Source organism: Mesorhizobium sp. GbtcB19, assembly GCF_019091085.1.
Taxonomy (GTDB): Bacteria; Pseudomonadota; Alphaproteobacteria; order Rhizobiales; family Rhizobiaceae; genus Mesorhizobium.
Window position 1 is genome coordinate 49,959 of record NZ_JAGXJY010000015.1, and the last position, 13,326, is coordinate 63,284.

The window sequence follows — 13,326 nt, forward strand, 5'->3', positions numbered from 1 at the left end:
CCCTTTCTCATTTGGCGGCGATGCGGCCGCGAATGAAGTCGATCATGTCGGGGGCGTCCCATTCGGCCGGCCCAATCAGCCGGCCGATCTCCTTGCCTTGCCGGTCGATCAGCAGCGTCATCGGCAGGCCGACAGCGCCAAGCGTGAACATCGCCTGGGCCGAGGTGTCGATGTTGAGGGCGAGGTGCGTGACCCCGATCTCGGCGTAGAATTTCTTCACGACGTCCCGGCCCTTGCGGTCCATCGACAGCGCAACGACCTCGAAATCCGACCCGCCGAGCTTGGCCTGCAGCCGGTCGAGCGTTGGCATCTCCTTGCGACAGGGTGCGCACCATGTCGCCCAGATGTTGAGCAGCACCACCTTGCCCGAATAATCGGCGAGCGTTTTCGGTTGGCCGGCGGCGTCCGCGAAGCCGATCTCGGGTACGACAGCGGGTGTGTCGAGAACGGCGAAGTTCTGCGGCGCCTCGGCTGCTGCGGCGGGCAGCGAAGCTGCGAGCAGCATCGCCGCAAGGGCCACGGCCAGTTTGCCTGCGGTCATGGACGCTCATTCCGTCGCGTAGACGGTCGGCGCCTTGCCGTCCTTGGTGAAGGCATAGACCGTCCAGGTTTCGCTCTTTTCACCGCCCATGCCAGGCGCCCCCGCCGGCATACCGGCCAGCGTGATGCCCGCGATGGCCGGCCGTTCGGTGAGAAGCTTCTTGACGATCTCGACAGGCACCAGGCCATCGACGACATAGCCGTCGACCATCATCGTGTGGCAGCCTTCGAGGTCGGCCGGCACGCCGGCGTCGCTGCTGATCTGGGAGAGATTGTTGACGGGCTTGATGTCGACCTTGAAGCCGTTCTGCTCGAGATAGGCTGCATAGGCCTCGCAGCAGCTGCATTGCGGGTTCTTGTACATCACCGCGCTGATCGTCGCGGCAAGCGCCGGCAGCGGTGTTGCGATTGCGAGGCCGAAGGCGGTCAGCACGTAGGTCAATTTCATTTTGCAGTTCTCCTTGGTTGTTGGGTTGGATTGAAAATCAGGTCACCCGGAACACGGTCATCAGGCCGGCCATCTGGTGGTCGGCGACATGGCAGTGCAGCATCCAGTCGCCGGGATTGTCGGCGACGAAGGCGCATTCGATCGTGTCCTTCGGCGCCAAGAGCACCGTGTCCTGCCATTGCCGGTGCGGCACCGGCGCGCCGTTGCGGGAAAGCACCGAGAGGCTGAAGCCATGGACATGCATCGGATGCCACCATGCGGTTTCGTTGCGCATGGTGAGGCGGCAGGTGGAGCCGCGTTCGAGCGTGAACTGCGGCGCCATGCCCGCATGGCCGTCGCCGGTCATCGACATGCCGTTGATCGCCCAGGCTGGAGTGCCGTTCATACCGGGCATCCCCATGCCCATCATGCCGCCGACGCCGGCGAGTTTGCCGCCGCCCATCATGCCGCCCTGCAGCAAGACCTCCTGGCGCACTGCATTCGCGAGGTCGGGTTTGGGCAACGGATTGCGTGGCAGGGCAAGGGGCGCGTCGAGCGGATGCAGCCGGATCGGCACCGCCTTGCTGTAGGCAAGCGTGGTCAGCCGGTAGGCGAGGCCGTTGTAAAAATCATCGATCACGTCGTGCCGGCTGCCGGGATCGCCCTGCATCTCGAGCGCGATGTCGATGCGCATCGCCGGCGCCAGCACCAGGCGGCCGTTCTCCGGCTCGTGCGGCTCACAGGGCTGGCCGTCAATGGCTATGACGACCGGCCTGTGCCCTTCGAAGCGCAATGCCATCATGCGGGCAAGCGCGGCATTGACGAGCCGCAGCCTCACCCTCTCGCCGGCCCTGACGTCGAGGTCGGCCGGCACGATGCCGTTGATGGTGACCAGATTGCCGACGCGGCCGGACATCGACGCATCCATGGCGCTGCCGAAGCCGCCCGCGATCTGGCCGTCCTTGGCAAGCCGCCAATCCTGCAATAGCCACAGAAGGTCGCGATCGAACGCGACGGACTCGGCCTCCTCGACGATCAGCGGGCCGGCCAGCCCGCGACCAAGCTGCACGAGGCTGTCAGCGTGCGGGTGGTACCAGAAGGTGCCTGCATCCGGCGGCGTGAACTCGTAGACGAAGCTTTCGCCAGGTCTGATTGGCGGCTGCGTGAGGCCCGGCACGCCGTCCATGGCGTTCGGCAATCGAATGCCATGCCAGTGGACGGTGGTGTCCTCATGCAATCCGTTTTCGACGGCGATGCGGACCGGCTGGCCTTGCCTCAAGCGCAACGCCGGACCGGGGACGGCGCCGTTATAAGTCCAGACAGCGGTCGACAGGCCATCCTGCCCGGTGAGCCGCGCCTGGCCGGGCGCGATCCTGATGCTGCGCTCGTCGACGCCGGAGGCCACGGCGGGACATAATGAAGCGGATACGGCAAGCCCCGCCGTCGCGGCGAGAAAGCCTCGGCGCGATAAGCGATATTTGAAATCGTAATTCACCTTGTAGCCCTTTGCGATCTCGATCGATGGCGAGTGGCTCGACATCGAACTGATTGCCGTGCGCGCCCGCGGCGCAGCGATGCGCGCGCAGGCGATCAGGCGCCGGGTATCAGCCGAGTTGCGGCTGAAACGGCGTCAGGCGATGGGTCTGGGAGGGTATGGATCGGGCAGGGAACTTCGCCCACGCAGGAATGGAGCCGGCAAGGCTGATGGCTGCTGCGCCGAGGCAACCGGCGTCACCCCGAAATCCTGCGGCAGCACGGCGAGCGCCGGCGCGATGCAGACCGTCGAACACTGCATCGGTCTGCTTTTGTTGCCCGTGTCCTTGAGGCAGGCGCTGCAATCGCCCTTCATGGGTGTCGCGGCCATTTCGCCCATGCCGGTGTCGGCCGGCATCGCCGCTGCGCCCGACATACGGACTGACATGGCGCTGGCCTGGGCAACGGACAGGCTGAACCCCGCAGTCAGGAAGACCGCGAGCAGCATGACCAGAAGATGTTTTGGCGAAAGCCGAGCCATAGCCCGCTCAAGCTGACGGCAAAGCATGGCTTTTGCAAGTCCCAAACCCATGGTCGCGTCGAGCTGCGACATCAAGGTCGAAACAGCCCCACATTCTCGCCACACGCAACCGGCTTACCGGTACTCGAAGATCGAGCGGAATATACCGGGCGCCACGACGGACAATGGATTGATGTTGAGCGTCGGCTTGTTGGCGTTGCCCTTGAGCCTGTAGGTGACGCCGATCAGGCCGCGGTCGCGCCCGTTGCCGAGCAGCGGTCCGAACAGCGGCAATTCGCCAAAAATGCGGTTCAGCCCGTAGACCGGCATGAAGGTGCCGGTCATATCCATATTGTTGTTCGGATCGTAGAGCGTGCCCTGGAAGGTCGTGCCGATGCGCGGGCCGCGCAGCAGGCCGTTCGCCAGTTTCAGGTAGCCGGAACCCTTGTCGATTTCGGCGAAACCGCGCTCGAACTTCATCCTGGACGTATCGATGTTGCTTTTGACGGCCTCGTTCAGGCTGCGTGTATCGCCGGCCGGCGTCGTCGACACGATCGAGGCCAGCTTGGGCTCGTTGACCACATAGAAATTGCTGGCGTCTACCTGTCCCTTCATCGGCCCGTCGGCGGCGCCGGAGAGCGACAGGGTGATCGCGCCGCCTTCCATATGCTCGTAGACGTTGAGGAAACGCAGGATCGCGCCGGCATCGGCAGACTTCACCCTCAGCACGCGGCCGCCTTCGCCGGTGGTGTTGCTGATCGCGATCGCGGCGCCCGAGCTTGCCGCGGCGGTGACGTCGAGCCCGTTCACGCGCGATCCGGCGGCGCTGTATTCGAGCTTCAGGTTGGAAAGCACCTCGTCATGGAAACCGGTCAGCGACGCCACATCGGCGCTCACCGAGATGGCATCACTGCCGGCGCCCTTCGTGGCGGTGTCGACATCGGAGGTGAACTGCTTGATCAGCGAGCGGGCGTCGAGCGACGCGCCGCCGACATCGACCGCATAGCTCTTGCCGGAGCGCTTGACCGAGACTGCGATGTCATCGCCCCTGTTCAACGCGACTTTGCTGAAGCGGGCGGCTGACAACGCGCCGTTGACCAGCGTCACGCTGCCTTCGATCGAAAAGCTTTTTCCGTCGAGATCGAAATCCGTCAATGTGGTGGTGCTGCCAGACTTCGCCATGTCGAAAGTGACCTTGGCGGGAATGCCGGCGCCCTTGCTCCAGCCTGCCCAGGGAATGTCGAGCCTGGCGCTGGTCAGGTCGGCCGAGACCTGCTGGGCGCCCTCGCCGCTCTTGTCGATCGCCACCTTGATGGTTCCCGAAAGCAGGTCCGACAGGCCGGGCATGCTGGCATTGCGCGTCTTGTCGTCGAGAATAAGCGTAACCTTGCGGCTGCGCGCCGGCCCGTCATCGGCGAGCGGCTCGACCAGGTCGAGTTCCGCCGGAATGCCGTTGAGCTTGGCCTCGGCCGAAATCACCGCTTGCTTCGGGCCCACGGTGATGGAGCCGTCGGCCTCGGTCACCGTCTGGTCTTCGAACGGCTTGGCGAGAGACAGGTCCTTGTAGTCGAGCGACACCAGCCAATCGAGCGTCGAGGTGTCCATGCCCCTTGTCAGCGGAATGTCCGCCCTGACATGGCCGGTGACGGTGCCGGACAGGTCTTCCGGCGCCAGTCCGACATGGCGCATGGCATTGATCGGCTCATAGGAGGCAAGCTCGGCGATCGCCGGCGCCTCACCCGCGACATCGATGTCGAGCCCGCCGACCACGATCGGCCGGTTCGCGTTCTTGATCGTCAGCGTGCCGCCGCTTGCCGCCACGGTCCGGCCGCTCGGCATATAGACGGTGCCCGAGGAAAGCGCGATGTCGACATCGTTGCCGTGGAACGCGACGACGCCGACGGCGTCGCGGATCGGCGGAATGCGGCCGGCGGTATCGAAACGCGAGCCGTCGATCTGGAAGCGGCCGAACACTTCGTCGCCGGAAAGCGGCACGCCGTTGCCCAGGCGGCCCGGCGCGACCTGGAACTGCAGATTGGCATCGGTCACGGTGCCGCCGAACAGATTGCCCAGCACCCAAAGCCGCGCGTTGCGGGCCGAGAACCAAGGCCACAATTGCTTGACATGCGAGACCGGCATGTCGTGGACGTTGAGCGACAGCGACACACCGGGAGGGCCGTTGTCGATGAAGGCGACCGTCGCCGCGCCAAGCACCTCGCCCGATCCGCCGGACCGTACGCCGATCTGCTCGGCGACAAGCTTGCGGCTCTTCGGCTGGTAGACGCCGGCGATACGCGCCAGGAACTGAAGCGCCGGTTCCGGTGATTCCGAAGGCGCCAGCGTCGAGCCGTCGCTGGTGAGGTCATAGCGATAGGCGGGCTCTTGCCCCGCGACCGCCGGTTTCGGGCCGATCGATCCGGCAAAGTCGAAGCTGGAGCGGCCGGTCTTGATCAGCAGCCGGTCGACCGAGATCTTGTTCGAACCGGCCACAAGCGTGGCGTCGGCATCGACGTCGGCCGGCATCAGGCCGCGTTCGTCCAGGTCGAGCACCGAACCGGTCAGCGACAGCGAGGCCGCCAGGCGGGACGGGTTGTCGCCGGACGCTTCCGAGCCCGAAAGCTTCAGCGCGATCGAACCCAGCTTCGCGCCCCCGGCCGTCGGCGAAGCCCCGGTCGAACTCTCCTCACCGGAGGCGCCGGCAATCGCGAGGCTGGCGTCCAGCGACGCGATCCGCCTCGCCGTCGCATCGCGGGTCGCCGTGGCGGTCAAAGTCGCGTGCCGGCCGTCGACATCGGCGTCGTAGGAGAACTGCATGCTTCCCGTGCCGGTCTGCGCGACGGTGGCCGAGGTGACGGTCACCCGCTTGACCGGCCCTGTACCCGGCAGTTCGAACGCGACATTGCGCAGATCGACCTGGCGCATGGAGTCCTCGCGCACGGCATCCAGCGCGTCGTTGACGCCGACGAACACCGCCGCCGACACTTTCTCCGGATCGATCAGGCCGTCCCCGTTGCGCAGCGCCGCCGTCCAGTCACCACCGCCGGAGGGCATGGCGGCCACAACGATATGCGCGTCGGAAAATCTGGCGCTGGTCAGCCGGACATCGCCTGAAAGCAGCGGAAGCAGGCGCATGCCGAAACGCACGCGCCCGATATCGGCCATCGGCTTGCCGTCGGCTGTCTTCAGGCTGACATCGCTGACCTGCAGGGCGACGAAGCTCGATCCGTCGAGCGTCAGCCGCGCCGCGCCGACCGTGACGTCGACGTCGACGCCGGCCAGCTTCTCGATGGCCGTCTCCGCCTCGGCCCGCAGCCGTTCCGTGCCGATGCCCGAGGCGCCAAGGATATAGACGCCGGCCGCCGCCAGAAGCAGCAGCGCGCAAAGCCCGGCAAACACGCGCCCAACGAAGCGGAAGCGGCGGCGCACCGCTGCCCGGCCGAGCGGCGGCACGCCGCACGCGGACGGAAGCCTCGCCAGGTCGGTGATCTCGTCACGCCTGAACCTGATCTTCTCGTGCTGCGGTTCTTCCTGATCCAAGCAATATTCCGTTGTGACGAACTCGTCGTGGACGAATCCCCGCTTCACGTTATATCGATGATTTCCCGCGCGTAACCGCAAACAAGGGCATCGACATGGCTGATCTCGACGTGGGCGACGCAGCACCCCAATTCGATCTTCCGCGTGACGGCGGCGGCTCTATCAGCCTCGCCGCGCTCCGGGGCAAGCCCGTTGTACTCTACTTCTATCCGCAGGACGACACCACGAGTTGCACCAATGAGGCAATCGGCTTCTCACAGTTGAAACCGGAGTTCGAGAAGGCCGGCGCCGTGGTGATCGGGCTGTCGCCGGATAGCGTGAAGAAACATGACAAATTCAAGGCGAAACACGATCTTACCGTCGATCTCGTCGCCGACGAGGAGCGAAAGGTGATCGAGGCCTATCATTTGTGGGTCGAGAAGACGATGTACGGGCGCAAATATATGGGTGTCGAGCGCGCCACCTTCCTGATCGGCAAGGATGGCCGTATCGCCCGTATCTGGCATCAGGTTCGCGTCAAAGGCCATGCCGAAGAGGTGCTCGAGGCCGTGCGCGCGCTCTGAGACGGACGGACAACCGATCACGCGCAACACGCGAATTGGTTACGCAGACATTGCGGCCGGCAAAACTTTGTTAACCCTAATAATGTGTAATTCGGAGCTGTCGTTGGTGTCGTAACGAAAGCTCGGTCCCGTGAAATCAACCGGTCAGTCAGCGGTCTTCGGCAGGCGCAAGGAGCCCCACACGGTCATCATCGCCCGGGGCAACGAAATTAGGCACTTCACGATCCGACCCTGGCTCGCCGCCTTCATCGGCTCGGCGCTGGCGGCGATCGCCATCGGCTACCTGCTCGCCACCTCCTACCTCGTGCTGCGCGACGACCTGATCGGCGCCACCACGGCCAGACAGGCGCGCATGCAGCAGGCCTATGAGGACCGTATCTCCGCGCTGCGCGCCCAGGTTGACCGCATCACCAGCCGCCAGCTTCTCGACCAGCAATTGATGGAGACCAAGGTCAGCGAGCTGTTGGCCAGGCAGACCCAGCTCAGCGAGCGCCACGGGCGGCTCGGCCCGATTCTCGAGCGCGCCGAGAACGAGGTCGGCGACGCGCCTGCAACGAATGCGGCGGCACCTAAGCGTGACGAACACGCGGAGGTCACCGGCAGCCTTTCGCAGGCGCCGACCTATTCCGTCGCATCCTTGAGCGCTGGCGATACGAGACCCTTCTCGCTCTGGTCGACAAGGTCCGATCCGCTTGACGGCGAAACGGCCGCCGACCGCGCCGACAAGCTGTTCGTCTCGATCAATGCGTCGCTGAAATCCATCGAGAACCAGCAGTTGTCGCGCATCACCACACTTGCCGACAACGCCTATAAGAATGCGGATGGCATCGTGCAGGCGCTGGAAGCAGCGGGCCTGCCGGTCGACAGCGAACTCAACAAGAGCGATGTCGGCGGCCCCCTGGTTCCGCTTGATCCCTCGCTGGTTTTCGACAGCAAGGTCAAGGAGTTGGACGAAGCGCTCGACGCACTCGACGAGGTCAAGAAAGAGGCGCGCAAGCTGCCGCTCACCAATCCCGCCCCTGGTCGCACGGTGACGAGCCCGTTCGGTGTGCGCACCGACCCCATCCTTGGCACCGCCGCCCTGCATACGGGAATGGATTTCCGTGCGCCGATCGGCATGCCGGCCAAGGTCACCGCCGCCGGTGTGGTTACCAGAGCGGGCTGGGCCGGCGGCTACGGCCGCATGGTCGAGGTCGACCATGGCAACGGCTTCGCGACACGCTACGGCCACTTGAGTGAGATCGATGTCGCCGTCGGCCAGAAGCTTGCCGCCGGCGACGTGATCGGCAAGACCGGCAGCAGCGGCCGCTCGACGGGACCGCACCTCCACTACGAAGTGCGCCACGATGGCGAGGCGGTCGACCCGCTGCGCTTCCTGACCGTCGGCAAGAAAGTCGCGCAATATCTTTGACCGATCGATCCAAAGCCGGCGCCCGCGAGCTCGCTAAGCGCCAGGATTCTCCTGCCCGGCCAGATACATCGTTGCCGCCGAAACCACAGTAAGGACACCGTTCTTCAATGCGGCCTCGTCGACGCGAAATCTCGCGTGGTGGAGCGGATAGACCGATCCGACCTCTTCGTTGCGGATGCCGAGCCGGAAATAGACCGACGGGCGTTTCTCGCTGTAATAACCGAAATCGTCGGCAATGCTCCATCCGGGCATGGTGAGCGCGTTGTCCGCGCCGATGCTGGCCCTGGCGCCGGCAAGGATCAGCGCGGTCATCTGGGCGTCGTTGACGACGCCAGGTTCGCCGCGGTGGATCTCGACTTGCACGCTCGCGCCATGGCTTGCGGCTATCCCTTCCAACACCCCGCGAAGCCGGCGCCAGGCGCGCTCGCGGGTGGCGTCGCTGCCGCTCCGGATAGTGCCTTTCAACGCCACCTTGCCCGCCGTCACATTATAGGCATTGCCGCCGTTGATCGTGGTCACCGAGATGACCAGCGGGTCGTAGGGGTCGGTCTCGCGCGAAACGATCTTCTGCAATTCGCCCACCATGGAACAGGCCACTGTCAGCGCATCGATACCCTCGTAGGGTTTTGCGGCATGCGCCGCCGAGCCGGTGACCAGCACATCGAACGTGTCGCACGCCAAAGTGTAAGGACCGGACCCGACGGCGACCTTGCCGGACGGGGTATACGGATCGACATGAACGCAGATCGCGGCATCGACGTCGTCGAGAAGTCCCTCCTCGACCACCCGCCTGCCGCCTGACGGTTCATCTTCCTCGGCCGGCTGGAAGATGAGGCGGACGGTACCGCCGAAACTGTCGCGCGAGCGATTGAGATGCGCGGCCACCGCGAAGCCCATCGCGGCATGCGCATCATGGCCGCAGGCATGCATCACGCCTGGATTTTCCGACGTATAGTCGACGCCGGATTCTTCCTCGATCGGCAAGGCGTCGATATCGGCTCGGATAGCCACCTTACGGTTCGACGGCCTGCCGGTGCCGACGATGTCCACGGCAAGGCCATAGCCTGCGACATCGCGGATCTCGGCGATGCCTTCGCTGGCGAGCATTTCGCGCAAATAACGCTGCGTGCCCGCCTCGCGGTTCGAAAGCTCCGGATGGCGATGCAGATGACGGCGGATCTCGATTATCCGATCGAGAATCCCGGCATCGATCCCGGGCGCGGTATCGCTTGCTGAAGACGGCCGGTCAGGATTTGACATGGATATCCCGCGGGAACTTCGTCAGCGTCTCGTTGCCGGTCTCGGTCACCAGAATGGTCTCGCTGATCTCGATGCCCCAGCCGTCCATCCACATGCCCAGGATGGAATGAAGGACATTGCCGGGTTGGAGCACTGTTTTGTCGCCGGGCCGCAGGCTGATCGTATGCTCGCCCCAATCGGGCGGATAGGCAACGCCGATCGAATAGCCGATGCGCGATTCCTTCTTCAGCCCGTAACGCGCGATGACCTTGCGCCATGCCGCTTCGACCGCTTCGGCCGTGGCGCCAGGCCGCACCGTGTCGAGCACGGCATCCATGCCTTCGATCACCGCCTTCGCGGTGTCCGCGACGCGGGTCGGCGTCTGGCCGAGCTGCATCGTCCTGGCGAGCCCGGCGGCATAGCGGCGGCAGACGCCGGCCAGCTCAAGGGCGATCGTTTCGTCCTTCCCGAACCGCCGGTCGCTCCACATGATGTGCGGCGCCGAAGCATTTTCGCCGCCGAGGATCGTCGGCGGCAGCGCGGTGATGTCGCCGGCGAAATCCGGACTGCCGGCGATCTGCGCCGCCTGGATGGCAGCGATCGCGTCGCATTCGCGCACGCCCGGCGCAATGACGTCGTAGGCGCGCGCGACTGCCGCTTCGGCCAGTTTCGAGGCCTTGCGCAGATAGGCGATTTCCGGCGCCGATTTCACCGCGCGGATCCAGTTCACGAGCAGATCGGCGTCGTGCCATTTCGCATTGGGCAGTCCGGCAACCAGCCGGGCATGGGCCTTCGGCGAGAAATAATAGGCTTCGAGCTCAATGCCGATCTGACGGTTACCCCAGCCCTTGGCGACGATCCAGGCCGCGATCCAGTCCATCGGATGCCGGTCGGCGCGCTGAACGTGATCCTCCGGGAAGCCGACCACGTTTTCGGGCTTCATCCACGCCGTCAGCAAGCCGCCGGCCGCATCCATGGCGCGGCCGATCCAGACCGGCTCGGCATCCTCGATGGGAACAAGCACCACCTGGGGCGTGTAGAACGACCAGCCGTCATAGCCGGTGATATAGTGCTGATTGGCGACGTCGTTGACGATCAGGAGCTCGATGCCGCGTCTGGCCATCTCGGCGCGGATCTTTGCGAGCCGCTGCCCGTATTCTTCGCGGGCAAAAGGCAGTTCAATCATCTTTTCTCCTCGCCGGATCGATATGGTCGGGGACAAGCCGAAGCTCCCCTTTGTCGTCCACCTTTGCGGCGGTTTCGACCGACCGGCAATCGGCCAGAGCCATGCATAGGCAGGGCCTAATACCGGCCTCCTTGGGCAGCATCGTCAACTTGCCCGCCCCGTTTCGAGAGATCGGCGACTTTGTCCACCGATCATGGAAGCCGTTGACTCAAGTTAAGTTGTAGGATGATATGTATCACCCGATATCCAGACACGATCTTATGACCATCCATCGCCTCTCACCGGAAACCCTCAGCGCAATGGAAGGCGCCGTCGGACGAAACGGCATTGCCGTCGAAGCGGCCGGCATGGCGAAATATCTGGGCGACTGGGCCGGTGATTATCGTGGCAACGCGCTTGCCGTGCTGCGGCCCGGCTCGGTCGGCGAGGTCCAGGCCCTGATGCGCCTGTGCAGTGGGCTCGGGCTCGGCGTCATCCCGCAGGGCGGCAACACCGGACTGGTCTCAGGCGCGATCGACAGCGCTGGCGCCGGTTTGGTCGTCCTTAGCCTTGAGCGACTGAACAGCATCCGGCAAATCGACACCGAGAACTTCACATTGCGCGCCGATGCCGGCTGCGTGCTGCAAACGATCAAGGACGCATGCGAGGCGCAGGATTGCCTGTTCCCGCTGGCGCTCGGCGCGCAAGGCAGCTGCCAGATCGGCGGCAACGCAGCGAGCAATGCCGGCGGCGTCAACGTGCTGCGCTATGGCATGGCGCGCGACCTGATCCTCGGGCTGGAGGTCGTGCTTGCGGATGGCGAACTGTGGAACGGCTTCTCCGGCCTGCGCAAGAACAACAGCGGCTACGACTTGAAGCAGCTCTTCATCGGCTCGGAAGGCACGCTGGGTATCGTCACCGGTGTCGAGGTGAAGCTGTTTCCAAAGCCGGCTCAGATAGAGACAGCCTATCTCGGCCTCGCTTCTTTCGAAGCTGCCATCCAGTTGTTCAACCGCGCGCGTCGGGCCTGCTCCGATTTGATCTCGGCCTTCGAGATCATCGGCGCCGAATGCATCGAGCTTGCCCGGCTGATCGATCCCGGCATGGCGGCGCCGGTCTCGGCTCCCGTGCAAGTGCTTGTCGAATTGTCCTCCGGACCGGGCATCGATCTCGACGGCCTGTTGGCCGGCTTCCTCGCCGATGCCATGGAGAAAGGCCTGGTGACCGACGCGGTTCTCGCTGCAAGCAGCGTGCAGGCAAGGAGTTTCTGGGCGATCCGCGAAGGCCTGGTCGAAGGCCAGGCCAGGCGCGGCTACCATGTGCGCACCGACCTGTCGGTGAGGATTTCCGACATCCCGGCTCTGATCGAGCAAGCCCGCCGCTTCGTCGCGAATGAGCATCCCGGCTGGATTCCGCTGGCCTACGGCCACGCCGGCGACGGCAACATTCATTTCAACGTGCTGCCGCCGTCACATCTGGCCGATGCCGAGGCCCGCACTCGCGGCGCTGCGATCACTGCCGGGCTCTACGACACAGCCGTCGGCCTCGGCGGCTCGATCAGCGCCGAGCACGGTATCGGACGCAGCCGCGCCCACGAATTCTGGGCCGGGCTCTCGCCGGCGCATCGCCGCATGGTCGCGGCGCTGAAGAACGCCCTCGACCCCAACGACTTGATGAATCCCGGCTGCCTGTTGCCCGCGACGGAGACCTTTCCATGAAGCAAAGACTGGCCGCCATCGGCACCGTAGAGACCCTGCCGCATCGGGTCGCCGCCTTCCTCAGCCGCGAGATCGAATCCGGCGAACTGAATACCGGCGCGCGCCTGCCGACAGAGCAGGAGCTTTCCGAAAAATTCGGCGTCAGCCGCAACGTGGTGCGCGAGGCGATCGCCCAGTTGAGGGCCGACGGCATGATCGAGGCACGGCAAGGCATCGGCGCCTTCGTGCTGGCGCCCGAGCAGCGGGCGGCGATCCGCATCGACCGCGAGGCGCTCAAGGACACACACAACATGGAGCGGCTGTTCGAGCTGCGCTGCATCCTCGAGGCCGAATCGGCGGCGCTCGCCGCAACGCGGCGTGGGAAAGAACATCTCGATTCGATCAAGGCGGCGCTCGACCGCATGGGCGGAGAGGAGCGCTGGGAAGAAGGCAGTATCGACGCCGACCTGCTCTTCCACCGTGAAATCGCGCGCGCCACCGGCAACAGCTACATCCACACCTTCATTTCCTTCGTCTGCGAGCAGATCCGCCAGTCGATCCACTACGCCCGCCTGACCAACCCGCTGCACGACCTCGTCGAAATCAATGTCGGCGAGCATGTGCGCATCTATGACGCGCTGGTGGCGGGCGATCCGGAAGCTGCGGAAGCGGCGATGCGGGCACATATCATCGGCGCCGCCAACCGCGTCGGCGTCAAGCTGCCACTTTCGAAAACCGGCGGAGCGAAATAGCC

At 64.8% G+C, this 13,326-nt stretch carries 11 protein-coding genes; 4 read left to right on the forward strand and 7 right to left on the reverse strand.

The window, feature by feature from the left end; translation table 11 throughout:
* Window positions 1-7: 7 nt before the first annotated feature.
* The 5 genes from KVT37_RS22920 to KVT37_RS22940 all read right to left on the reverse strand — a co-directional run bounded on the left by KVT37_RS22920 (window position 8) and on the right by KVT37_RS22940 (window position 6,497).
* Window positions 8-541 (reverse strand): TlpA disulfide reductase family protein, encoded by a 534-nt coding sequence (locus KVT37_RS22920; protein WP_217577278.1) that lies wholly within the window; start codon window positions 539-541, stop codon window positions 8-10.
* Window positions 542-547: 6 nt separating this feature from the next.
* On the reverse strand, window positions 548-988 hold the full coding sequence (locus KVT37_RS22925) for a DUF411 domain-containing protein (RefSeq protein WP_217577280.1): 441 nt from the start codon (window positions 986-988) through the stop codon (window positions 548-550).
* A 37-nt stretch (window positions 989-1,025) separates the two neighbouring features.
* The gene (locus KVT37_RS22930; RefSeq protein ID WP_217577282.1) at window positions 1,026-2,507 is read right to left on the reverse strand and encodes a multicopper oxidase family protein; all 1,482 of its coding nucleotides are present in this window, start codon (window positions 2,505-2,507) and stop codon (window positions 1,026-1,028) included.
* Window positions 2,508-2,597: 90 nt separating this feature from the next.
* Window positions 2,598-3,053: a hypothetical protein gene (locus KVT37_RS22935; RefSeq protein WP_254634203.1), complete on the reverse strand. Its 456-nt coding sequence runs from the start codon at window positions 3,051-3,053 to the stop codon at window positions 2,598-2,600.
* Window positions 3,054-3,095: 42 nt separating this feature from the next.
* Window positions 3,096-6,497, reverse strand: a complete 3,402-nt coding sequence (locus KVT37_RS22940; RefSeq protein ID WP_217577284.1) for a DUF3971 domain-containing protein — start codon at window positions 6,495-6,497, stop codon at window positions 3,096-3,098.
* A 95-nt stretch (window positions 6,498-6,592) separates the two neighbouring features.
* On the opposite strand from KVT37_RS22940, the gene KVT37_RS22945 reads away from it, so the two are divergent.
* Both KVT37_RS22945 and KVT37_RS22950 read left to right on the forward strand, forming a co-directional pair.
* A complete protein-coding gene (locus tag KVT37_RS22945) occupies window positions 6,593-7,060 on the forward strand; it encodes a peroxiredoxin (RefSeq protein WP_217577286.1) in 468 nt (155 codons plus the stop codon).
* Window positions 7,061-7,190: 130 nt separating this feature from the next.
* A complete protein-coding gene (locus KVT37_RS22950; RefSeq protein ID WP_217577288.1) occupies window positions 7,191-8,471 on the forward strand; it encodes a M23 family metallopeptidase in 1,281 nt (426 codons plus the stop codon).
* 33 nt (window positions 8,472-8,504) lie between these two features.
* On the opposite strand, the gene KVT37_RS22955 is transcribed toward KVT37_RS22950, so the two are convergent.
* Window positions 8,505-9,731 carry a M20 family metallopeptidase gene (locus KVT37_RS22955; protein ID WP_217577290.1) on the reverse strand — a complete coding sequence of 409 codons (1,227 nt, stop codon included), beginning with the start codon at window positions 9,729-9,731 and terminating at the stop codon, window positions 8,505-8,507.
* Window positions 9,718-10,896 (reverse strand): M24 family metallopeptidase, encoded by a 1,179-nt coding sequence (locus KVT37_RS22960; protein ID WP_217577292.1) that lies wholly within the window; start codon window positions 10,894-10,896, stop codon window positions 9,718-9,720. The genes KVT37_RS22955 and KVT37_RS22960 overlap by 14 nt, the downstream gene beginning before the upstream one ends.
* A gap of 260 nt (window positions 10,897-11,156) precedes the next feature.
* On the opposite strand from KVT37_RS22960, the gene KVT37_RS22965 reads away from it, so the two are divergent.
* Window positions 11,157-12,593 carry an FAD-binding oxidoreductase gene (locus KVT37_RS22965; protein WP_254634204.1) on the forward strand — a complete coding sequence of 479 codons (1,437 nt, stop codon included), beginning with the start codon at window positions 11,157-11,159 and terminating at the stop codon, window positions 12,591-12,593.
* Window positions 12,590-13,324, forward strand: coding sequence for a FadR/GntR family transcriptional regulator (locus KVT37_RS22970; RefSeq protein WP_217577294.1), 735 nt, complete (start codon window positions 12,590-12,592; stop codon window positions 13,322-13,324). The genes KVT37_RS22965 and KVT37_RS22970 overlap by 4 nt, the downstream gene beginning before the upstream one ends.
* Window positions 13,325-13,326 lie beyond the last annotated feature (2 nt).